The sequence below is a fragment of the Luteimonas yanweni genome, from assembly GCF_039548475.1.
Lineage (GTDB): Bacteria > Pseudomonadota > Gammaproteobacteria > Xanthomonadales > Xanthomonadaceae > Luteimonas.
Genome location: NZ_JBCLVC010000002.1, coordinates 64,498 through 86,775, shown reverse-complemented (window position 1 = coordinate 86,775; position 22,278 = coordinate 64,498). Strand labels below are relative to the sequence as shown.

Genomic DNA, 22,278 nt, shown 5'->3' with positions numbered 1-22,278 from the left:
CCTGGAGTCGATGCCCGTGGTTCCCGCCTACAGGATCTGCGACGGCCACCATGGGATCGGCGACCCCCGCGCGGCGGCAATCGTCGCTTGGCGCGGCAGCCTTGGCGATGATGACGCCCTGCTGGGTGCGCGTTACGACGCCATGTGCCTGCATTCGCCCTTCGGATCGCCCGTGTTCCGCTTTGTCGAGCACGTGGACGATGGCATCGTCGGCCTGCTTGCCCTGGCCCCGCGCAGGATGCGCGCCGGTGGCCGCGAACTTCGGGCCGGCGTGCTGTCGCATCTCGCGATCCATCCCCGCCACCGCTCGCTCGGACCGGCGTTGATGCTGCTCGAGTCCGTCCTCGCAGCCGCCGAACATCGCTTCGATCTCGTCTACGGAATTCCCAACGCGAGCCAAGGTGCCAGCGCAGCGCTCAGGCGGGCAGGGCTTCGTCCTCTGGCCGGCATGGAGCGGAGCGTGCGTATCGTCCGCTACGGGCACTACCTGGCGCGTCGCCTGCCGCGCCTGCTGGCGACGCCGGCGCGCGTGGCGGGCCTCGTGGTGGATGGCTGCGACGCGATCGCGGCTGCCTGGCGTGGGCTGGCGGGTCCGCGATTGCGTGCACGCTGGGTCGACTGCCTGGACCCGGCGATGAACGAGGTATGGGCGGGCGCACGCGAGCATCCGGCGCTTACCGCGGTGCGGGACGAGACGATGTTGCGCTGGCGTTTCGACCAGGGCGTGGGCATGCGCATCCGCTACCTGCTGGTGGAGGACGACGCAGGACGCGTGCAGGCATGGTTCGCCTGCGGCGTGGAGCCGCTGTGGCCCCATATCCTCGATGTGCACGATTTCTGGTCGATGGATGCATGCGACGGAATTTCGCCCGCGTCGCTGCGCGTGCTACTGCGCGAGGCGAGGCGACAGGGTCACGCAGCGGTCGGTCTGCGAGCGGCCGTCGGGGCCGGCGCAGCCGCGCCATGGCGCGCGTGCGGCTTCCGGCCTCGCGGAGAGCAGCAGGTGGTCGTGCGCTGGATCGATCCCGGACTGGCTGCGGATCCGCCGCCGCCCCACCTGACCTATATCGACCAGGACGGTTGAACGATGCCGATGAGTGAAGCCATCCGGGAGGCATCGATGCCGGAGTCCCGGAACCAGGACACCACCTTGCGTGGCGAACTGCTGCCGCTGGACCAGTGCCCGGATCTCGCGGCGGACTGGATCGTGCTGCAGGAGGCTGTCGAGTGCTCGCCGTTCGCAAGCTGGCACTGGGTGTCCATCTGGCTGGAGCATCTGCCCGCCGGGATCCGGCCCATGGTATTTCGCGCATACGACGGCCGTGGCGTGGCCGCCCTGGCGCTGCTGGTGGATGTTCCGGCGCAGGGAAGCGCGCGCTGGCTGGGTCGGCGTTCGTGGCATCTCCAGGAGACCGGGGATGCGGAGATCGACGAAATCACGATCGAATACGCAGGCCTGCTGGCCGGGCCCGGTTGCCTGCAGGCCGCCTGGCGCGCGCTGTTCGATGCGCTGGGCCTGATGCCGCGCGACTGGCGCCGGCTGCGCATCTCGACCTCGGCGCAGGGCGAGGCCATCGCCGCGGCGCTGCCGCAGGGCATGCAGGCGACCAGCGTGCGCTCGCGGCCCTGCTACCAGGTCGACCTCCAGGCGGTGCGCGAAGCGCCGGGTGGCTATCTGGAAGTCCTGGGCCGAAAGGCGCGCGGCTCGCTGCGACAGACCTTGCGCGCCTACGAGTCCCTGGGGCCGCTGCGTGCAGAAACGGCGCCGGACACGCGCGTCGCGCTGGACTGGCTGGAGGCCTTCGAGCAGCTCCACACGCAGCACTGGCAGTCACGCGGGGCGGGCGGCTGCTTCGCCAGCCCGTTCTTCCGCCGCTTCCACCGTGCGCTGATCGAGCGTTCAAGCGGCGAGGGCTTCGCGCGCATGGTGCGCGTGACCGCCGGCGATGCGCTGGTCGGCTATCTCTACAACCTCGGCTGGCAGGGCAAGGTCTACTACTACAACGCGGGAATGAACTACGGCCTGCTGCGGCGACATGACCGGCCGGGCATCGCATCGCTGTACGCGGTGGTCGAGCAGGCGGCAGCGGCCGGCGATGCGGTCTTCGACTTCCTCGCCGGCGACCAGGAATACAAGCGCAGGCTGGCGAGCACGGAACTCATGCTGCATTCGATCGACGTGCGTCACTCGGGCGTGCGCGCGACGGCCGAACGCATCGGCGCCGGGCTCGCACAGCGCGGGACCCTCGGGGTTCCCCTCGGCGACGCGCTGGCGATGATGCCATCCACGCCATCCACAGAGGAGGCCTGAGGCCATGGACACGGTCAACGCGGCGGCAAGCGTGCGCAAGGTGCTGTATCACCATCGCACCCAGGGCAAGGCGGTCGAGGGCGTGCATATCCGCGGCATCACCGACGCGCTGCGCCGGGAAGGCGTGGACGTGGACGTGGTCTCGCTGCCCGGTGCGGATCCCTATGCCTCGCCCGGGGCGATGTCGCCGACGCGACAGGCCCGGCCATGGATGAAGCTGGTCACCGGGTTGCCCGAGCCGGTGTTCGAGCTCGCCGAACTCGCCTACAACCTGGTGGCCGGCTGGCGCGTGCACGGCTGGCTCCGGCGCAACCCCGACGTCGACTTCATCTACGAACGCTATTCGCTGTTCATGTACGCGACGATCTGGCTGGCGCGACGCCGCGGCGTACCGATCATCCTGGAGGTCAACGACTCGGCCATCGTCGAGCGCGTGCGCCCGCTGTCGCTGCGCCGCCTGGCCATGGCGATCGAACGCCGCGCCTTCCGCGACGCCGACGGCCTGGTCTTCGTGTCCAGCGTGTTCCGCGACCGTGCGCGGGCGGCGCATCCGGACATGGCGCCGGCGATCGTCACGCCGAACGCGGCCGATATCGCCAAGTTCTCGTTCACCACTGAGCAGCGCGCGCACGCGCGCGCGCGCCTGGGGCTGGACGGCAGCGTGGTCTGCGGCTATCTCGGTGCATTCGTGCCCTGGCATGCGATCGATGCCTTCGTGCACCGGATCGCCGGTCGCCTTGCATCGGCGCCCGGCCTTAAATTGCTGCTGGTCGGCGATGGCGCGACGTATCCTGCGTTGCGCGCCTTCGTGGAGGAGCGCGGGCTCTCGCGGCAGGTCGTGCTGACCGGCCGCGTCGCCCACGACGAGGTGCCCGGGCTGCTGTCGGCGATGGACATGGCAATTCTGCCCAGTGCCGGCGACTACACTTCGCCGGTGAAGCTGTTCGAGTTCATGGCCTGCGCCGTGCCCCCGGTGGCCCCGGACTTCGAGCCGATCCGCGAGGTGCTTGAAGAGGGCGCGACCGGCTGGATGTTCCCGGCAGGGAACCTCGACGCCGCGGTCGACGCCGTCATCGCGCGCAGCCGCGCGCCGGAGGACCTCGCGCGCGTGGGCGGCAATGCCCGCCGACGCGTTGCCGAACGCCATCAGTGGCGAAACAACATCCTGCAGCTGGTGGAGTTCCACCACCGCCTGCAGGCCACACGGGACCGTACGACTTGAACAACGAGCTCGCCCGACCGGGCATGCCTTCCTGGCCGGTCGATGCCGCCGGCGAACTGATGGTTGGCGGCCGGCCGCTGTCGCGGGTGGTGGCCGAAGTCGGCCGCACGCCCTGCTATCTCTATGACCGCGCGCGCATCGCGGACAGGATGCGCGGCCTGCGCGCGGTCCTGCCGGACACCATCCGCCTGCACTACGCGATGAAGGCCAACCCGATGCCGGCGCTGGTCGGCCACATGGCGCGCCTGGCCGACGGGATCGACGTCGCATCGGCCGGCGAGCTCCGCGTGGCCCTGGATGCCGGCGCGGATCCCGTGCACGTGTCCTTCGCGGGCCCCGGCAAGTCCGACGCCGAGCTCGCGCAGGCGCAGGCGGCCGGGGTGCTGGTGAACATCGAGTCCTTCCGCGAGATCGACATCCTGGCGCGGGCCGCCGCCGCCACCGGCACGCCTGCGCGCGTGGCGCTGCGTGTCAACCTGCCGTTCGAACTCAAGGCCTCGGGCATGAAGATGACCGGCGGTGCGCGGCAGTTCGGAATCGATGCCGAAGAGGTTCCCGCCGCGCTGCGAGCGATCGCCGCCGCGGGGCTGGCCTTCGAGGGCTTCCACATGTTCGCCGGCTCTCAGAACCTGCGCCACGCGGCCATCGTCGAGGCGCAGTCGCGCAGCTATGACCTGGCCATGGAGTGGGCCGGACTGCTGCCGGCGCCGCTGCGCAGCCTGAACCTCGGCGGCGGCTTCGGGATCCCCTACGCCGTGAACGAGTCGGCGCTGGACGTGGGGCCGGTGGCTGAAAACCTGGCCCGGCTGGCCGCGCGCCTTCGCGACGATGCGCCGGGTGCGCACCTGGCGATCGAGCTGGGCCGCTACCTGGTGGGCGATGCGGGCCTGTACGTGTCGCGCGTGGTCGATCGCAAGGTCTCGCGCGGCCAGGTGTTCCTGGTGGTCGACGGCGGCATGCACCACCACCTGGCGGCATCGGGCAACTTCGGGCAGGTCATGCGCCGCAATTACCCGGTCGCGGTCAACGGCCGCCCAGGCGCCGTCGAGACCGCGAGCGTGGTCGGCCCGCTGTGCACGCCGCTGGACCTGCTTGGCGACCGCATGGAACTGGGCGTCGCGGAACCGGGCGACCTGGTGGTGGTGTTCCAGTCCGGTGCCTATGGTCGCAGCGCCAGCCCGCGTGACTTCCTCGGGCATCCCGACGCCGCCGAGGCGCTGGTCTGAGACCGGATCAGGCGGCTGCGATGGCCGGGGCCGCGTCCGTGGTGGTGGTGGCAGCCGCGGCGGCGCCGGGGTGCTCGACCATGCCGATGCGCCGCGCCGGATTCCCGGCGACGATGCTGTAGGGCGCGACCTTTCCCGAGACCACCGAATGCGCGGACACGATCGCGCCTTCGCCGATCTCGGTGCCGGGCATCACCAGCACGCCCGAGCCGATCCAGGCATGGTCATGGACCACCACCGGCTTGACGTCGCCGGGATCCGGGGCGCTGCCGAGGCGGCGGCGCTCGGGATCGGTGGGATGGCCGCCTGAATCCCTGAAGGTCACTCCGCCGGCGACCTGCACGTGGCGGCCCAGTCGGATCTCGCGCCCGACGACGAAACGCGTGTCGTGGGCGATGTCGGAGTGGTCGCCGATTTCCAGGCGCGGCCGGCTGGTGAAGCTCGCGGCGTAGCTGATCGAGATCTTCCCGCTGATGCGGACGTGGTCGCCGACCACGAGGTCGCCCGCACCCTGGACCCATGGCACGTGGACGCCGGTGGTCACGCCGCGGCCGACGCGGCTGCAGTAGGCCTTGAACAGCGGCTCGGCCACGAAGACGCGGCGCAGGAAGAACAGCAGCCCGCGCACGCCCAGGAACAGCCAGAGGTAGGGAAGGACCAGGATGCGCGGCGCCGGCAGCGTCAGTCCGCGGGCCGCGCCGCGCGTCCGCCGAGCGGCGGCGGCGGCGGGATGGGGCGACGTCCGCGCCCAGTGGCGCACGGCGGCCAGCGTGCTCACAGCGGCCGGTTCCGGTACGACATCCAGAGGTACCAGATGTTCTGTCGTATTTCGTTGTCGAACACCCCGCTGTCGCGCTCGTAGCGGTAATAGCTGAGCGAGGTGCTCCAGTGCGGCGTCCAGCGCTTCTCGATCGCGAGTCCGCCGCGGCGGGTGTCGTCGCTGGCGCCGAGCGACCGGTACTCGGTCCGATCGGCATCGGCCCAGCCCGAGAGCGTGATCGTGGGGCTGATGCGGTAGTCCACGCCGGCCCAGATGCCGCGTGCTTCTTCGTCCGGAGCGAGTGCATCCATGTACCGCAGGCGCTGCACGTAGGGTTCGATGCGCCAGCCGACGCGTTCGCCGGCATGGTCCCAGGCGAGTGCCAGGCGTCGCTCGCGGTAGGCCGAGGGGATGACCGTGCGGCCGTCGACCAGCATGCTCCCGGGCACCGAGGCTTCGGGCCTGCCGGAGGCACCGTCGAACAGCGCGGCGTCGGCCGCGTCGGAGAACTGGTTCAACAGCATCAGCGACAGGCGGCTGCGTTCGCTCGGGTGCCAGCCGGCCTCGACGCGCAGCAGCGGCCCGTCGCGCCGGTCGCCGTCCTTGTAGTCGAGCCGCGAGTAGCCGGCATCGATCGCGTAATCGATGCTGGCCCGGGTGCGCACGAAACTGGCATAGACGTCGGCGCGCTCGTGGTCGCGCGCGGCAAGGTCGTTGTCGTAGTCGATGTCGGCCCACTGCGCGTTGAAGCCCAGGTCGCTGCCTTCATCAAGGCTCTTGGTCAAGCGCAGGGCGATGCTGGCGCGGTTCGAATTGAACTCGTCCGTGACCTCGGCATCGGAGTCGATGTAGCGTGCCTCCACCCGGCCCTGCAGCGTGCGCCCGACGTCGAACAGGATGTTCGGCCCCACCGAAAACACATTGACCTGCTGCCGGTTGTCGGGCGAGTCGGTGGCGAAGCGGTCGATCGCCTGGAGCTCGAGTTCGTCCTGGGCCGTGAAGCTCAGGCGGTCGGGGATCGCGACCCAGTTGATGTAGGCCGAAAGCATGCCCTCGACGCCGTCGTCGATGCCGCTGTCGAATTCCCGGTAGTCGGCGCGGCCGGCCACCACGGCCTGCAGCGCGGAGCCTTCCTGGGTCACCAGGAACCCCAGGCCCGCGCGCAGGATCCGCTGGGCGTCGGCATCGACGGCGGCCACCCTGACGTTGTCATCGTGCTCGACGCCCGCGTCGACGACGTAGTCGACGCGGGCCGCCCGCGCGGAGGGCGGCGCGGCGAGCGACACCGTCGCCGCGACCGCGGCGGCGATCAGCGAAACCCGGATGCTGGACGTTCCCATAGCGGTCCTTCCCCGATGAAGGGTCAATGGTTGTCGTTGAACACGATGCCCGCGAGCTTGGCCGGGTCGAAGTTGGCGGCGGCCTTCTCGATCGCCTCCAGCGTGGCCTTGCCGTAGCCGGTCACCAGGACCACCACGTCGGCAAGGTCGGAGAGGATGCGGGCGTCTGGCGAATTCAGCGCCGACGGCGCGTCCAGGATGATGTAGCGGTTGGGGTCGGCCTGGCGCAGCGAATCGATCATCGTCCGCGCGCGCGCGGAGGTGAAGTACTCACCCGCGATCTCGCGCACGCTGCCATTCGGGATCAGCTGCAGGCGCGGGATCCCGGTGGAGTACTGGATGTCGTCGAGGTCGTCGATGCTGCCGCCGAGGTAGTCCATCAGCCCGCAGTTGTCGCTGCCGGCGGCCAGGGCGATGTGCTGGCTCGGGTGCAGGGCATCGCAGTCCACCAGGAGCGCGGTCTTGGCTTCGTCGAAGGCGAACGCCAGCGCGAGGTTGCGCGCGACGAAGCTGCCGCCGCAGTTGTGCGCCACCGGCGCCACCAGGGTGATGAAGTTCTGGTTGCCGCGCAGGTTGAGCAGGCGCGTGCGCAGGTCGCGGAACGCGTCGGCCTGGACGCGCACGGAGTCCTGGCGGTGGATCAGCCGCCGCTCCTCGAGCGCGCGCGGCGAAAACGGCTGCGGCTGGACGCGGGCCAGGCTGCGCGAAGCCTCCTTCGGAGGCGTGCCGACGGCTTCGGCCAGGGCATGCGCGCCGCGCCGGGGTTCGATCATCGATGCGGAGTTCATGCGGCTACGACCCTGTATGCATATGTGAGGACATAGACCAGGGCCACCGAGGCGAGCATGGCCATGGCCATGGCCATGGAGAGGTACTCGCGGCGGCGCTCGCCGGGCGTCGGGTAGGCCGGCACGCTGGTCAGCAGCGGAAGGCTGGCGTGCTTGACGATGAGGTGCTGCGAGCGCACGCGCGGATCGAAGCGGGCCACCGCGAACACCAGCACCAGCGGCAGCACGATGGCGATCAGCAGGCCGGCCGCCGCGATGTGCATGAAGCGCAGGCCCGAGGGGCGCAGCGGCATGATCGCGGGGTCCTGGATGCGCAGCGTGAGGCCGCGGTTCTCCTGGTCGAGGCCCATCGAGACGCGGGCGTTCTCGCGCCGGCGCAGCAGGTCCTGGTAGATCTCGCGGTTGACCTCGTAGTCGCGGGTCAGCTCGGCCAGCGCGCCCTCCGATGCCGCGATCCGGCGGCTGCGGTCGAGCTCGTCGTCGAGCAGCGACTGCGCGATCTGCAGCCGTGAACGGGTGGCGGCCGTTTCCCGGCGCGCCTGCGAGAGCTGGCTGCGCAGCTCCTGGTACAGCGGGTTGGCCTGGGCTTCGTCGGACAGCGTGCCGGCGGTGCCGGGCGCCTCGCGGCGTTCGCGCTCGTCGGTGAGCATGCGGGTGATGTCGTCGATCTGGTGGCGCAGGCGCACCACGTCCGGGTGCTGCTCGGTGTAGGCCAGCAGCAGGCGGTCGCGCTCGGACTGGAGTTCGATCAGGCGCGTGCGATACAGGTTCTCGCGCGTCTGCACCGCTGTCACCGCCGATTCGCCCGAGAGCTGGGCGGCGATCGACGATTCGCGCGACTCCTGTTCAAGCAGGGCCATGCGCGTCTGCTCCAGCTGGGTGCGCAGCGCGCCGATGCGGGTGGTGGCGTCCGCCGCGCTGCCCGGCTGGGCATCGACGTTGCGGGACTGGTAGTCCTGCAGGTTGCGCTCGGCGCTCGACAGCTTGGCGTGGTAGCCCTGGACCTGGTTGTCGATGAACTCGTAGGCCTCGCGGCTTTCGCGCTCCTTGGCCGCGGCGGCTTCCTTCATGAACATGTCGCCGAAGGCCCGGGCGATGCGGAAGGCGCGTTCCGGGTCGCGATCGCGATAGCTGATCTGCACCAGTTCGGGCCGCGGGCTCTCGATCATGGTCCGGTTGCGGATCTCCTCCATCAGCCGGTCCTGCTCGATCGGGGATGGGGCGCCCTCGAGCCAGCCGCCAACGGCCAGGGCTTCGCCCAGCACCTTGCGGCCGTAGATGATCTGGCGCGCCATGCCGGCGCGGTCGGACACGCCGGTGGGAACGGCCCGCCCCTCCAGCAGCGGCTGGATGATGTCGCTGTCCTGGGCCAGGATCGTGACCGAGGAGGTGTAGTTGCGCGGGATCACGAACAGCCCCACGACCAGCGTCAGCAGGGCGATCGCAGTGAAGATCGAGACCAGCGGGATGATCCGGGCGCGGGCCTCGCGCAGCAGGATCGGGAGCAGCTCGTTGGGCGTCAGGTCGGGCACGGTGGCCGGCGGGCCACCGGGACGGCGCGGCGCGGCCAGGGCAAGGGACGCCATCAGAATGCGCGCTCGGGGATGGTGATGACGTCACCGGGCGCCACGCGGTGGTTGGTGGCCAGGTCGCCGCGGCCGAGGATCCGGTCCAGGCGCACGGCATACGTCGTGGTGGATTCGTCGCCGGTACGGCGGTACAGCGCGGCGCGGTCGGACGCCGCGAATTCGTTGACGCCGCCTGCCGCAAGCACGGCGTCGAGCACGGTCATGCCCTGGCGGAAGGGGATCGAGACGGGCTGGCGCACGGCGCCGGTGACGCGCACGCGGGAGAGGTACTCGTGGCTGCGCAGGTCGGTGAGGATCACCGCCACCTGCGGGTCGCGCACGAAGGCCGAGAGCTTGTCCTGGATGTCGGCCGCCACGGCGGCGGGCGCCAGCCCGCCCGCGACCACGTCGCCGACCAGCGGCACGGAGATCCGGCCGTCGGGGCGCACCGGAACCGTGATCCCCAGCTCGGGGTTGCGCCACACGGTCACCTGGACGATGTCATCGACGCCGATCAGGTAGTCACCGACCGCGGCCTGGGGCTGGTCGGGCGGAACATCGGTGATGCCGCCGGATGACGAGCATGCGCCCATCAGGGCGGCGAGCACGAGGGCGGCGATCAGGCGAAGCGCGGTCATGGGCGGAGTTTCCACGTGAGGCGGGTTGCCAGTTACAACGGCAAAGCCCGCCTTCGGCGGTCACTACGTCGCGGCGTCCGCGCGCTAGGGCGCCGGCGGGAGCAGAGGTGCCGACCCGTCACGCGGTGTCGGCTGCGTGCCGCGCTGCTTCCAGTGCCGCAGCAGGGTCCGCAGGGCCGATGGCGCGTTGGCCGGCTCCGGCTGGCCGGCCTGGTTGCGCGTGTTCTCGCCGTGGCACCCGCCGCAGGTGCGGATCTCGCCGGGCTGCATGGTGATCCACACGCGTTCGCGCACGACCGGCACGCCGTTGGGATCCACCGTCTGCCAGGTCAGCGCGCGGTTGGCGGGCACGAAGGCCGCGGTCGAGCCGTCGGCCTCGATGCGGACGCTGCCATCCGGACCCAGCGGGTTGCCGGGATTGGCGTCCGTGGTGATCGGTTGTGCGAGCACGCGCCGTCCGGACGTCGAGTTCCCGTACGCGCGCACCAGGTTGCCCTGCAGGACCTGGAAGTGGGCGATGTCGTACACGATGCCGCCGTTGGCCACCGTCTGCGTGCCGCCGGGGACGCGCAGGTTGTAGGGCTGCTGGCGGTCGCTGCGATCGCGGCTGGTCTGGTTGCGGGTGACGATGATCGCGAGGTCGTTGGCCCGCAGCCAGCTGCGGAACGCGCCCTCGTCGACGCCTTCGGATGCGAACAGCCCGCGTTCGGGCGTCTGCAGCGCCGCTTCGGAGGTGTACGGCGGGCGCGGGCGTGCGACCACCTCCACGGGTTCGATCTCCCACAGCGCGCCTTCGAAGGACCGCAGGCTGTCGGGTGTCCACCAGGACACCGACCTGACGATCCCGGGCGTCAGCGCGGGGCCCGCGGCCAGCGTGCCGGGCGTACCCACCACCTGGCGCAGGCGCAGCGCGATGCCCGCGCCGGCGTTCGCGCTGGGCGTGTGGCTCGCGACCATGTGCCCGGTGGTCATCGGCAGCGGGTTGCGGAAGCGGCCGCCGGCCAGGCCGGCGCCGGTGGGCGCGGGCGACGCATCGGTGACCACCATCTGTTCCGGGTTGAGGTGCGGGGCGCCGCTCAGGCGGATGATCTGGTTGGTCGTCAGGCTCCCGAACTCGGCGGTGTTGATCCCGTAATAGATCCCCGGCTGCGTCGGGTCCTCGCGGAGATGGAACAGGCCGCCATACTGGCTGATGAACTTGCGGTTGGCGATCAGCGACGTGTCGGTGTTGTCAGACAGCGACGGATCGCCGGCGAAGGAGCGGCCGAGGAAGCCGAACGTGATTTCGTGCCGCCCGACGTGGTTGAGCGTCTGTTCGAAGCTGCCGTCCTGGTTGACCTGCCAGGGCATGAAGATGTTGCTGTGGTAGTTGCCCACGCGCCCGTAGGGGCTGTCCATCCCCAGCCGCGCCTCCGGGAAGACATCCATCCGGGTGCCGACCGAAGACGCGCCACTGGCTTCGCTGGCGTAGTCGAACGAGCCGGAGGTGCCGGCGTCCTGCTGCTGGTCGCGCTGGAGGTGGTCCCAGCGGGTGAAGACGATGCGGCCGTAGCTGTCGATGACGGGGCTGAACGCTCCGCTGGGCGCGTGGTTGAGGATGCGGACGGCGCCGCTGGCGGGATCAAGCCGGAACAGGCCCGTGACGATCGGCGTGCTCTCGTATTCGTCAAGCTGCGGATACAGGTGCGCCGCGCCGTCGCGCGGCCGGTCGGAAGTGAAGAGGATGCTGTCGTCCGAGCCGTACAGCGGCGAGACGTTGTTGTAGGCGGGCTGGTTGGCGACCCTGGTGATGCTTGCCGTCTGGCCCTGGCCCAGTCCGCTGACCTCGTACATCTGCCAGCGCCCGCTGGTGGCTCCGTACTGCTGCGCGGGCGCGCCGACCAGCATGCTGAAGATCGCCTTCGTGCCTGACCAATGCACGGTGGGTTCGCGGACGGCGATGGCGTTGGCACCCTGGCGCCCATCCATGCCGAAACCCGCTTCGCGGGTCAGATCGCGCAGGCTGCCGTCGGGATAGCGGATCACCAGGCCGCCACCGCGGGGCACCGACGTCATGCTGGTCATGTGGTTGGCGAAGGTGGACAGGCGCGACGCGAACACGTCACCGTCGGTCGGCACCTGGGTGACGAAGAGGACGGGATTCTGGACGGGGGTGGAAACCAGCGCGGTGGCGGGCGGCGGCACTGCCTGGGCGGCGGCGCGGGCCGGTGCGGATAGCAATGAAGCGCGGGCCGGGGCGTTTTCGCCCGCAGGGGGCTGCCGGGGGCCGGGGCTGCAGGCGGCGAGCGTGCCGGCGGCGAGCAGCAGGGCAATGAGCCAGGACGTTGGAGCAGACGTGGGGCGGGGTAATCGGGAACGCGCGGACAAACGTGATAAGCGTGATAAGCGTGATAAGCGTGATAAGCGCGATAAGCGCGATAAGCAAGCCGGCGGGCTCGGCAGGCGGTGCGGGACTGTCATCGGGGCGTATCCGGAAGGGATCGGGAATGCGCCCGGCCGTGCCGCCAACCACTGGTCGGCACGGCGCGCGCGCGTCAGGTCTGGGTCTCCCCCCCCGAGACAGCCAGGCATTTGAACGCTGCGATTCAACGCAGCTGGAATTCAGGCTGAATACCCGGTCAAGAACAAGGGGCAATTGCTGAATGGGTGACGCAGTTCACTGAATTGCGGGTGCGCCGTGGGGCGCAGGCGCCTCATCCGCCGCCGGGCGGGCGTGGTGCCAGGGTTTCCGCTGCCCCCGGGCATTCGCGTACGCTTCCGACGCAGAGTCCAAGGGGAACGATCCAATGCGCATCCTGGTCACCGGCGGCGCCGGCTACATCGGCAGTCACGCCTGCATCGAACTGGCCGCTCGCGGTCATGAATTCGTGGTCGCGGACAACTTCAGCAACAGCTCGCCGCGTGTGCTCGAACGCCTGGCCACGCTCCTGGGCCAGCCTCCCGCGCTGCGCCGGGTGGACCTGCGCGACCGTGCCGCGGTGGACGCACTGTTCGCGGGGGAGCGCTTCGACGCAGTGATCCACTTCGCCGCGCTCAAGGCCGTGGGTGAGTCCTGCGAGCGCCCGCTGGACTACTTCGACAACAACATCGGCGGCACCATCCATCTGCTGCAGGCCATGCGTGGCCACGGGGTCCACAGGCTGGTGTTCAGCTCATCGGCCACCGTGTACGGCGATCCGGCCTCGGTGCCCGTGCGCGAAGACGCGCCGCTGCAGGTCACCAACCCCTACGGGCGCACCAAGCTGGTCATGGAGCAGCTGATCGGCGACCTCTGCGCCAGCGATCCGGGCTTCCACGCCGTCAACCTGCGCTACTTCAATCCGGTGGGAGCGCACGCCTCGGGCCTTATCGGCGAAGCGCCCGGCGGCGTGCCCAACAACCTCATGCCCTACGTCTGCCAGGTGGCCCTGCAGCAGCGGGAGCGGCTCGCGGTGTTCGGCGGCGACTGGCCGACCGTGGACGGTACCGGGGTGCGTGATTACATCCACGTGGTCGACCTGGCCCGAGCCCATGCCGACGCGCTTGAATTCCTGGTGCGCGAAGGTCGCAGCGCCAACATCAATCTCGGGACGGGACGCGGCACCAGCGTGCTGGAACTGGTCAGGGCGTTCGAAGAAGCATCGGGGCACGCCGTGCCCTTCGAGATCGTTGCCCGCCGCCCCGGCGACGTGGCCGAAGTCTACGCGGACCCTTCCCTGGCGCGGGAGCTGCTCGGGTGGCGCGCCGAACACGGCATCGAGGCGATGTGCCGGGATGCGTGGCGCTGGCAGTCGCGCAATCCGCGCGGCTACGAACCCGCCGGGGCCGTGGACCCTTCGACCGACGGAGCGTCCTGAGCATCGCGCACGCCCGGGGCAGGCTGCTGCAGCCACCCGGCCACGCGGTCGGGCGACTTCATCCAGGCGAAGTGGTCGGACGCCACCCCGAGGGTGTCATCGTCGAACACCGCCCGCGCCGACGGTGACCGCGGCATCTTCGACAGCAGGCAGTCCAGCGACGACGCCGGCGCGAGCCAGTCGCGTGCGAACAGGGCGGCGCGGATGTCCACGCGCACCGCGGCCATCGCCGGTTCCAGGTCGCCGAGCCCGCGCGCCGCATAGCGGCCGCTGGTCGCAGTCGCGGCCCAGTCGCGCATGAGGCCTCTTGCCTCGTTTCCGCCGAAGCCAAGGCGCCGCCCCGGAAGGCTGCCTGCGCGATCGGCAAGCCAGGGCAGCGCGCGGTAGGCGAGCGGCAGCCACAGGCGCTGCGGAAGGGGGAAGGCCCGCCAGTACGGCGCGCCGCAGCCGGCCAGCCACAGCGCCGTGTAGGTGGCGGGCGCCAGCGCGAGACGGCACGCGGAAAGCTGCCCCCCCAGGCTGTGGCCGCCGACGATGCGTGGAAGGCCGGGCAGGGCGGCGGCGATCGCGTCTTCGCTGGCGGGAATGTCCAGCGACAGCAGTTCGCGATAGCCCCAGTCCACCCGGCGTCCGGCGCGAAGGCTGCTGCTGCCGTGCCCGCGCCACTCGTGCACGTACACCGCGACGCCGTGTCGAGCCAGCGCCCAGGCCAGCGGCAGGTAATGGCGCGCGGCCACGCCGAGCGCCGGCAGCCAGAGCAGGCTGCGTTGCGCCTGGTCCGGGATGCTGGCCAGCAGTTCGAAGCGGTGGCCATCCGGGGCTTCCATCGTGACCACCGACGACGCGATGCGCGCGGCACCCGCAACGGCCCGCGCCGTCATGTTCCGGTGCGCGCGTCGAAGTGGCCGAGGACCAGCACGTCGCTGCGACCCGGCCGCATACCCTTGCGCAAGGCGTCGCGCACGTAGCCGATGCCGCGGCCGACGGCATCGGGAAGGTCGAGGCCAAGGCAGAGGTTGGCTGTAATCGCCGATGCCAGGGTGCAGCCGGTGCCGTGGCCGTCGACCACCAGGCGCGGCCCGCGGTGCGCGATGGCCGTGCGGCCGTCGGCGAAGCGGTCGACGACGGTGTCGCCCTCGTCCAGGTGCCCGCCCTTCAGCAGCACCGCGCCCGCGCCCGGGGCACGCAGCGCGGCAAGCGCCGCATCGGCCTCCGTCCCGTCGGCAATGGGGCGTCCCAGCAGCAGCTCGGCCTCGGGGATGTTCGGGGTGAGCAGGTCGGCCATCGGCAGCAGCCGCGTGCGCATGGCGTCCAGCGCATCCGCCTCGAGCAGCCGCGCGCCCGAGGTCGCCACCATCACCGGATCGAGGACCAGCCAGCGCGGACGATGGACTTCGAGCGCATCGGCCACCGCGTGGATCACCGCGGCCGACGCCAGCATCCCGAGCTTCACCGCGCCGACGTCGAAGTCATCGAAGCAGGCATCGATCTGCGCGCGCAGGAACTCCACCGGCGGCACGTGCACGGCGGTCACCCCGCGCGTGTGCTGCGCGGTGAGCGCGGTGATCGCCGAGAGGCCGTGGACGCGGTGGGCCGCAAAGGCCTTGAGGTCGGCCTGGATGCCGGCGCCGCCGCCGGAATCGGAGCCGGCGATGGTCAGTGCTGAAATGGGCCTGGTCATGGTCGGGTATTGTGATGTCTCGTTTGTCGGAATGCATGTCCTCGAGGGGGCCTTGCGCATGATTGCAGTTGCACGGGCGCGTGCCCGCAGGGATCTGTCCCGGACCGGGCGCATGCGGCGCCGCCAAGCGCGGGGCGCCGCATGATCGCCCTGCTCGAAGCCAGGCGCGCGGGACTGTTCCGCCGCGGCAACTGGCCGCGCAACATCACCGCCGGCCTGATCGTCGGCGTGGTCGCGCTGCCGCTGGCGATGGCTTTCGCGATCGCGTCCGGGGTCAAGCCCGAGCAGGGCCTGTACACGGCGATCATCGCCGGCATCGCGGTGTCGCTGTTCGGTGGCTCGCGGGTTCAGATCGCCGGGCCCACGGGCGCCTTCATCGTGATTCTCGCGGGCGTGGTCGCACAGTTCGGCGTCAGCGGGTTGCTGGTGGCGACGCTGATGGCCGGCGTCATCCTGGTGGTGATGGGCCTGGCGCGGCTGGGTTCGGTGATCCGCTTCATCCCTGATCCGGTGATCGTGGGCTTCACCGCGGGGATCGCGGTGATCATCTGGGTGGGGCAGTGGCAGTACTTCTTCGGGCTGCCGGCGCCGGGCGACGGACCGTTCTACATGAAGGCCTGGCAGCTGCTGCGGTCCTTCGCGCAGCTGGACCTGCCCACGGCCCTGCTCGGCCTCGGCAGCCTCGCGCTGGCGCTGTACGGGCCACGCATCCCCGGGCTTTCGCGGGTGCCAGGCCCGCTGCTGGCGATGGTCGCGGCGACGGCCGTGGTAGCGGTGGCCGCCGTGCCGGGCGTGGCCACCATCGAGTCGACCTTCGGCGCCATCCCGCGCGCGCTGCCGACGCTGCAGCTGCCGGCAATGGACTTCGACACGATCATGCTGCTGCTGCCTTCGGCATTCACCATCGCGATGCTGGGGGCGATCGAGTCGCTGCTCTCGGCCGTGGTGGCCGACGGCATGGCGGGGACGAAGCACGATTCCAACCAGGAGCTGGTGGGGCAGGGCATCGCCAACATCATTTCGCCGCTGTTCGGCGGCATCGCGGCGACCGGCGCGATCGCGCGCACGGCGACCAACATCCGCAACGGCGGCAATGCGCCGATCGCAGGCGTGGTGCATGCGATCGTGCTGGTGCTGATCCTGCTGGTGGTCGCGCCCTACGCGGGCAAGGTACCGCTGGCGGCGCTTGCGGCGATCCTGTTCGTGGTGGCCTGGAACATGAGCGAGGCGCCGCGCTTCCTTCGCATGGTGCGGCGGGCGCCGCGGGCGGACGTCGCGATCCTGCTGATCACGTTCGCGCTGACCATCCTGACGGACCTGGTGGTGGCGGTGAACATCGGCGTGATCCTGGCGATGATGCAGTTCATGCGCAGGATGAGCGCGTCCGTGGCGGTGGTCGAGCATGGCCAGGCGAGCCTGCGCCAGGAGTTGGCGGACGCGGGACTGGAGGAGCTGCCGGGGGACGTGCTGGTGTATTCGATCGACGGGCCGTTCTTCTTCGGCTCGGTCGATTCCCTGGAGCGGGCACTGTCATGGTCGCGCCAGGCGCCGGCGTACGTGGCGCTGCGACTGGAGCGGGTCCCGTTCATCGATGCGACGGGGCTGAAGCGGCTGGAGTCGACGATCGCCCACCTGCGCGGGCAGGGCGTGCGGGTGCTGCTCAACGGGGCGAACATCGGGGTGCTGCGCAAGCTGTTGCGTGCAGAGCTGGTCAGTCGGGACATTCCCGACAGCTATTTCAGGGACCTGTCGGAAGCGCTGCGGTTCATCGCCGCCGAGCGCGGCGAGGCCGATCCCTCGGCCTGAACACCTCGGCTACCCGCATCACTGATGCGCCCGGTTCCGGCGTGGATCTGGATGGCGGGTGGTAGGTTCGCGCCTCCGCTCTTCCGCTCGGCGGCCGTACGACACCGCAGCACCAGCCCCTGCAACCTCTACAACACCTCGGATGCGTAATCCGCCAGGCGCGAGCGCTCGCCGCGGCGCAGGGTCACGTGCGCGCTGTGCGCCCAGTGCTTGAAGCGGTCGACGGCGTAGGTCAGGCCCGAGGTGGTTTCGGTCAGGTACGGCGTGTCGATCTGTTCGACGTTGCCCAGGCAGACGATCTTGGTGCCGGGGCCGGCGCGGGTGATCAGGGTCTTCATCTGCTTGGGCGTCAGGTTCTGCGCCTCGTCCAGGATCAGCCAGCGGTCGAGAAGCGTGCGGCCGCGCATGAAGTTCAGCGAGCGGATCTTGATGCGCGAGGCCAGCAGGTCGTTGGTCGCGGCGCGACCCCAGCTGCCGCCGTCCTTGTTGCTGGGCAGCAGCACTTCGAGGTTGTCGGTCAGCGCACCCATCCAGGGCGTCATCTTTTCCTCTTCGGTGCCGGGCAGGAAACCGATGTCCTCGCCCACGCTGATGGTGGCGCGGGTCATGATGATCTCGCGGTAGCGCTGTGCGTCCATGGTCTGCGCCAGGCCCGCGGCCAGGGCCAGCAGGGTCTTCCCGGTTCCGGCGGTGCCAAGCAGGGTGACGAAGTCGATCTCCGGGTCCATCAGGGCGTTGAGCGCGAAGTTCTGCTCGCGGTTGCGCGCGGTGATGCCCCAGACGGCGTGCTGCTGGCTGCGGTAGTCGTCGACGATCTGCAGCACCGCGCGGTCGCCTTCCACCGAGGCCACCCGGAACTCGGCCTCTTCGTCGCCGGGGAGGTACAGGTACTGGTTGGGATACCAGTCGTCCTCTTCGGTGTGGCGCAGTTCGTACCAGGTGCGGCCCTTGTCGGTCCAGGACTTGAGATCCTTGCCGTGGCGCTGCCAGAAGTCCCCGGGCAGGGCGGTTGCGCCGGTGTAGAGCAGGCTGAAATCGTCCAGCGCGCGGTCGTTCTCGTAGTCCTCGCTGGGGATGCCGGCGATGGCCGCCTTGATGCGGAGATTGATGTCCTTGGAGACGAACACCACGGGGTCGCTGCCGTCCTCGCGCTTCAGGTCGAGGATGGCGCCTAGGATGCGGTTGTCCGGGGCCACGGCGCCGAACGAGGTCTTGTCCTCCTTCGGCACGGTGGTCTGGAAGCGCAGCACGCCGCTGCTGCCGGTGCCACGCAGCTGCAGGCCGCCGGGGCGCTCGAGCCTGAGGCCGGAGGCGATGCGGTCCGCGCCGTGGGCCTCGATCAGTTCGTTGATGAAACGGCTGACCTGGCGTGCGTTGCGGCTGGCCTCGGTGGTGCCCTTCTTGCCGTTGTCGAGCTCTTCGATCACCTGCATCGGCAGGTAGACATCGTGCTCCTCGAACTTGAACAGCGCCGTCGGGTCGTGCATCAGCACGTTGGTGTCGAGTACGTAGATCCGCTTGCCGTGGTTCATCGCGGTGTCGGTCCGTCCGGGGTTGCGTGGCTGGGTCGGGATGTCGCGGCGTGGCACGTCGCCCACGCGCGATCCGCCGCGGCCCGCAGGGCGGGGCGGCGCAGGGCAGGGGCGCGGCATTGGTTCACCGGGCGCGGGCTTCCTTCAGCGCCTCGAGCACGGCATCGGCATGTCCCGGGACGCGCACCTTGCGCCAGGCGCGTGCGATACGTCCCCGGGGGTCGACCAGGAAGGTGCTGCGCTCGATGCCCATCACCTTGCGGCCGTACATGTTCTTTTCCTTGATCACGTCGAACGCGCGGCACAGCGCCTCGTCCGCGTCGCTGACCAGCGGGAACCCGAAGCCCTGCTTCGCGCAGAAGTTGTCGTGCGATTTCACCGAGTCGCGGGAGACGCCCAGCACCGTCGCATCCAGCGCCTCGAGTTCCGGCAGCAGGGCGTTGAAGTCCAGGCCTTCGGTGGTGCAGCCCGGCGTGGAGTCCTTTGGATAGAAGTACAGCACCAGCCAGCGACCGGCGTAGTCGGCAAGCGTCGCGCCGGCGCCGCCGGACAGCTGCAGCGGGAGCTCAAGGGTGCCGCGGTCCAGCGTGTCGCCTTCGTTCATCTGTCTGCCGGTCCTCAGAACTTCATCGGGTCCATGATCGCGTCCAGGTTGAGGTGGTCGCAGAACTCGAGGAAATCGTCGCGCAGGACGGCGATGTGCATGTCCGCCGGCACGCCGATGGTGACCTGGGCCGAGAACATGTCGGCGCCGGTCTGCATGGCGCGGTAGCGCGAGCAGTGCAGGCTTTCGATGGTGATGCCCTGGCGGTCGAAGAAGTCGGCCAGCTGGTACAGGATGCCGGGCTTGTCGGACGCCACCACTTCCACGATGTAGGGCAGCAGGTTGGACTGGACGGGCTTGGCACCGGTGCGGTACCAGACCAGCTTCAGGTCCTCTTCGCGCTCGAGGCGCGACAGCATGGCTTCCAGTTTCGCCACCGCGTCCCACGAGCCGGTGGCCAGCGCGGTGACGGACACGTCGCGGCCGACGGTGGACAGGCGCGTGTCGACCAGGTTGCAGCCGCTGTCGGCGATCCGTCGCGACACCGCCAGCAGCGGCGAGCGCGGATGCGTCGTATAGGCGTTGATGAGCAGGTGGTTCTCGGTCGGCGCGGGCCGGGATGTTTCAGTGTCGGTCAAAGCGGAGTCCACGGGGGTGGCGGTGCGGAGGCGCCGGGAGGCCGGCCGCCATACGCGCCTGGACGGGCCAAGCGGCCGCCCTTGAGGCTGCGGCCAGCATACTTGCCCGTGCTTCGAGGCCGCAAGTAAGATCACCCTGCTGCGCGCCCCGTCGCGCGGCCTCCCCGCACGGCTTCCCAACGCAGGTCCAGCTTGCATCTTTCCGGCAGCATCACCGCGCTGGCGACGCCTTTCACGGCCGCCGGCGGACTCGACACCGACGCATGGCTGCGGCTGGTCGACGCCCAGCTTGCGGGCGGTACCCGGGCCCTGGTCGTCGCCGGTTCCACCGGCGAGGCGGCGGCTTTGACCGGCGCGGAATACGAAGCCCTGCTGCGGGCGGCCGTCGAACGCGTGGCCGGCCGGGTGCCGGTCATCGCCGGGACCGGACAGTCCGGCACCGCGCACACGATCGAACGCACCCGCCTGGCCTCCGCCTGCGGCGCCGACGCGGCGCTGGTGGTCACGCCGCCCTACGTGCGTCCGACGCCGGCCGGCCTGCTCGCGCACTATCGCGCGGTCGCCGACGACGGCGCGCTGCCGGTCATCCTCTACAACGTGCCGCCGCGCACCGGCTGCGACATGCAGCCGGAGGTGGTCGCCGCCCTGGCCACCCACGACGCCATCATCGGCATCAAGGAGGCCGTGGCCGACGAGGTCCGCATGCGCGCGCTGCTGCCACTGGCCGGCCCGGGGTTCTCGATCCTGAGCGGTGACGACGGCAGCGCCGCGCGCGCGATGCTGGCCGGTGCCGACGGCCTGGTATCGGTCGCGTCCAACGTGGCGCCGGCGGCCTTCCGCCGCCTGTGCGACCTCGCCCGCGCGGGCGATGCCGCAGGCTGCGCGGCGCTGGGCGGCCAGCTCCGGGCGCTGGTCGAATTCTGCGGAGTCGAGTCCAATCCGATCCCGGTCAAGGCCCTGCTGGCGCGGCGCGGCTTCGGCCACCGCGACGGCATCCGCCTGCCGCTGCTGCCGCTGGCGGCGGCGCACGCCGTGGCCGCGGACGCCATCGCCGCCGACCTCGAAGCGCTCGAACACACCTGCCGCGAATCCGTCGCGGCCTGAACCGTTTTCCCAGGAGACAGCAATGCAGCCTTCCCGTTCCATGCTCCGTCCGGCCATTGCGGTCGCCCTTGTCGTGACCCTGGTCGCCACCGCCGGCTGCAGCTGGTTCCGCAAGGACAGCGCGCTGTATGCCGCCGCCCCGCAGGACCGCCCGCTGGAAGTGCCGCCGGACCTCGATCTCCCCGACACCAGCTCGGCGATGGCCGTGCCGGACACCGGCACCACCAGCGTCACCCGGTCGGACATGTCGTCCGCGACCCCGGCGGCACCGGCCGCTCCCGCGGCGCAAGGCGCGACCAACGGTTTCACCGTCCAGCTCGCGCGCGACGAGGCCTTCCAGCGCATCGAGTCGCTGCTCGGCGCCATCGAGGGCGTGACCGTGGTCAGCAAGGCGCAGCTGCTGGGCACCTATGACATCGATGCAGGCGACACCAAGTTCCTGGTGCGCGTGACCCAGGTCGAGGCGGGCACCTATGTGTCGGCGGTCGATCCGCGCGGACTGCCGGCGGCCGGCGACGACGCCGTGCGGGTGATCGAAGCCCTTCGCACGGGCCTGGCCCGGTAACCGGCGACGGGCAGTCGTGGCGCGCGCGATCCGCAACCGATCGCGCGCCCTGATCCGGCGGCGGCGCCGCGCGTCAGCGCTCCAGCAGCGGCAGCTTGTTCGGCTTGCCGTCCCACTCCCCGGCGTCCGGCAGCGGCTCCTGGCGCGTGGTGATCACCGGCCACTCCTTCGACAACTCGGCGTTCAGGGCCACGAAGCCCTCCTGGCCTGCCGGAACGTCATCCTCGGCGTAGATCGCGCCGATCGGGCATTCCGGTTCGCACAGCGTGCAGTCGATGCACTCGTCGGGGTCGATCACCAGGTAGTTCGGGCCTTCGTGGAAACAGTCCACCGGACACACCTCGACGCAGTCGGTGTATTTGCACTTGATGCAGTTCTCGGTGACGACGAAGGGCATGGTTCGCGACGCTGGCTGTGGAGGCCCGCCATTGTAACGCCCACCGCCGCGCTGGAGCCCGCGCCGACACCATCGCTGCGTTCGGGCGGGCCCGGAAAGCACAAGGCCCGCAACCGTTTCCGGTGCGGGCCCTGGGGAATATGGTGCTCCCTACGGGATTCGAACCCGTGTTTTAGCCTTGAGAGGGCCACGTCCTGGGCCTCTAGACGAAGGGAGCAGTGGTGCATTCGCCGCCTTTTGGACGACACCGGCTGGACGACCGGGTCCCGCGACAAGCCAAGGCTGTATGCGGCTTGCTAGTATAGCAAGCACAGGCTGCCAC

General features: G+C 70.2%; 20 protein-coding genes and 1 tRNA gene. 8 read left to right on the top strand and 13 right to left on the bottom strand.

Going from position 1 to position 22,278, the window contains the following annotated elements; translation table 11 throughout:
• Positions 1-172: 172 nt before the first annotated feature.
• From WCE39_RS00465 to WCE39_RS00450, 4 genes are read left to right on the top strand one after another with little or no spacing between them, the layout of a single operon-like run.
• Positions 173-1,084, top strand: coding sequence for a hypothetical protein (locus WCE39_RS00465; protein ID WP_343274744.1), 912 nt, complete (start codon positions 173-175; stop codon positions 1,082-1,084).
• 9 nt (positions 1,085-1,093) lie between these two features.
• Positions 1,094-2,311 carry a GNAT family N-acetyltransferase gene (locus tag WCE39_RS00460; protein ID WP_343274743.1) on the top strand — a complete coding sequence of 406 codons (1,218 nt, stop codon included), beginning with the start codon at positions 1,094-1,096 and terminating at the stop codon, positions 2,309-2,311.
• Between the two features lie 4 nt (positions 2,312-2,315).
• Positions 2,316-3,533, top strand: coding sequence for a glycosyltransferase family 4 protein (locus WCE39_RS00455; protein WP_343274742.1), 1,218 nt, complete (start codon positions 2,316-2,318; stop codon positions 3,531-3,533).
• 23 nt (positions 3,534-3,556) lie between these two features.
• Positions 3,557-4,759 carry a pyridoxal-dependent decarboxylase, exosortase A system-associated gene (locus tag WCE39_RS00450; RefSeq protein ID WP_343274741.1) on the top strand — a complete coding sequence of 401 codons (1,203 nt, stop codon included), beginning with the start codon at positions 3,557-3,559 and terminating at the stop codon, positions 4,757-4,759.
• Positions 4,760-4,766: 7 nt separating this feature from the next.
• On the opposite strand, the gene WCE39_RS00445 is transcribed toward WCE39_RS00450, so the two are convergent.
• The 6 genes from WCE39_RS00445 to WCE39_RS00420 all read right to left on the bottom strand — a co-directional run bounded on the left by WCE39_RS00445 (position 4,767) and on the right by WCE39_RS00420 (position 12,037).
• Positions 4,767-5,537 (bottom strand): acyltransferase, encoded by a 771-nt coding sequence (locus WCE39_RS00445; protein WP_343274740.1) that lies wholly within the window; start codon positions 5,535-5,537, stop codon positions 4,767-4,769.
• Positions 5,534-6,859: a hypothetical protein gene (locus WCE39_RS00440; protein ID WP_343274739.1), complete on the bottom strand. Its 1,326-nt coding sequence runs from the start codon at positions 6,857-6,859 to the stop codon at positions 5,534-5,536. The genes WCE39_RS00445 and WCE39_RS00440 overlap by 4 nt, the downstream gene beginning before the upstream one ends.
• 23 nt (positions 6,860-6,882) lie before the next feature.
• Positions 6,883-7,647, bottom strand: coding sequence for a P-loop NTPase family protein (locus WCE39_RS00435; protein WP_343274738.1), 765 nt, complete (start codon positions 7,645-7,647; stop codon positions 6,883-6,885).
• Entirely contained in the window at positions 7,644-9,233 is a 1,590-nt protein-coding gene (locus WCE39_RS00430) for an XrtA system polysaccharide chain length determinant (protein WP_343274737.1), read from the bottom strand. The genes WCE39_RS00435 and WCE39_RS00430 overlap by 4 nt, the downstream gene beginning before the upstream one ends.
• A complete protein-coding gene (locus tag WCE39_RS00425) occupies positions 9,233-9,853 on the bottom strand; it encodes an XrtA/PEP-CTERM system exopolysaccharide export protein (RefSeq protein WP_343274736.1) in 621 nt (206 codons plus the stop codon). The genes WCE39_RS00430 and WCE39_RS00425 overlap by 1 nt, the downstream gene beginning before the upstream one ends.
• 84 nt (positions 9,854-9,937) lie before the next feature.
• Positions 9,938-12,037 carry an HzsA-related protein gene (locus WCE39_RS00420; protein ID WP_343274735.1) on the bottom strand — a complete coding sequence of 700 codons (2,100 nt, stop codon included), beginning with the start codon at positions 12,035-12,037 and terminating at the stop codon, positions 9,938-9,940.
• Between the two features lie 602 nt (positions 12,038-12,639).
• On the opposite strand from WCE39_RS00420, the gene galE reads away from it, so the two are divergent.
• The gene (galE, locus tag WCE39_RS00415) at positions 12,640-13,689 is read left to right on the top strand and encodes a UDP-glucose 4-epimerase GalE (RefSeq protein ID WP_343274734.1); all 1,050 of its coding nucleotides are present in this window, start codon (positions 12,640-12,642) and stop codon (positions 13,687-13,689) included.
• On the opposite strand, the gene WCE39_RS00410 is transcribed toward galE, so the two are convergent.
• Both WCE39_RS00410 and thiD read right to left on the bottom strand, forming a co-directional pair.
• The gene (locus WCE39_RS00410; RefSeq protein ID WP_343274733.1) at positions 13,641-14,570 is read right to left on the bottom strand and encodes an alpha/beta hydrolase family protein; all 930 of its coding nucleotides are present in this window, start codon (positions 14,568-14,570) and stop codon (positions 13,641-13,643) included. The genes galE and WCE39_RS00410 overlap by 49 nt on opposite strands.
• On the bottom strand, positions 14,567-15,370 hold the full coding sequence (gene thiD / locus WCE39_RS00405; protein ID WP_343274732.1) for a bifunctional hydroxymethylpyrimidine kinase/phosphomethylpyrimidine kinase: 804 nt from the start codon (positions 15,368-15,370) through the stop codon (positions 14,567-14,569). Before thiD ends, WCE39_RS00410 begins: the two co-directional genes overlap by 4 nt.
• 141 nt (positions 15,371-15,511) lie before the next feature.
• On the opposite strand from thiD, the gene WCE39_RS00400 reads away from it, so the two are divergent.
• Positions 15,512-17,176 (top strand): SulP family inorganic anion transporter, encoded by a 1,665-nt coding sequence (locus WCE39_RS00400; protein ID WP_343274731.1) that lies wholly within the window; start codon positions 15,512-15,514, stop codon positions 17,174-17,176.
• A 128-nt stretch (positions 17,177-17,304) separates the two neighbouring features.
• Here WCE39_RS00400 and WCE39_RS00395 read toward each other — a convergent pair whose 3' ends face one another.
• The 3 genes from WCE39_RS00395 to WCE39_RS00385 form a co-directional block, all read right to left on the bottom strand.
• Positions 17,305-18,708 carry a PhoH family protein gene (locus WCE39_RS00395; protein WP_343274860.1) on the bottom strand — a complete coding sequence of 468 codons (1,404 nt, stop codon included), beginning with the start codon at positions 18,706-18,708 and terminating at the stop codon, positions 17,305-17,307.
• Positions 18,709-18,832: 124 nt separating this feature from the next.
• Positions 18,833-19,312, bottom strand: coding sequence for a peroxiredoxin (locus WCE39_RS00390; protein WP_343274730.1), 480 nt, complete (start codon positions 19,310-19,312; stop codon positions 18,833-18,835).
• Positions 19,313-19,326: 14 nt separating this feature from the next.
• On the bottom strand, positions 19,327-19,890 hold the full coding sequence (locus WCE39_RS00385) for a glycine cleavage system protein R (protein ID WP_343274729.1): 564 nt from the start codon (positions 19,888-19,890) through the stop codon (positions 19,327-19,329).
• A 192-nt stretch (positions 19,891-20,082) separates the two neighbouring features.
• Here WCE39_RS00385 and dapA point away from each other — a divergent pair, with 192 nt between their 5' ends.
• Both dapA and WCE39_RS00375 read left to right on the top strand, forming a co-directional pair.
• Positions 20,083-20,994, top strand: coding sequence for a 4-hydroxy-tetrahydrodipicolinate synthase (gene dapA / locus WCE39_RS00380; RefSeq protein WP_343274728.1), 912 nt, complete (start codon positions 20,083-20,085; stop codon positions 20,992-20,994).
• A gap of 22 nt (positions 20,995-21,016) precedes the next feature.
• Complete coding sequence (locus tag WCE39_RS00375; protein WP_343274727.1) at positions 21,017-21,559, top strand: hypothetical protein; 543 nt, start codon at positions 21,017-21,019, stop codon at positions 21,557-21,559.
• Positions 21,560-21,632: 73 nt separating this feature from the next.
• Here the strand turns inward: WCE39_RS00375 and fdxA are convergent, their stop codons facing one another.
• Positions 21,633-21,956: a ferredoxin FdxA gene (fdxA, locus tag WCE39_RS00370; protein ID WP_343274726.1), complete on the bottom strand. Its 324-nt coding sequence runs from the start codon at positions 21,954-21,956 to the stop codon at positions 21,633-21,635.
• 141 nt (positions 21,957-22,097) lie between these two features.
• Positions 22,098-22,173, bottom strand: a tRNA-Glu gene (locus WCE39_RS00365).
• Between the last annotated feature and the right edge of the window lie 105 nt (positions 22,174-22,278).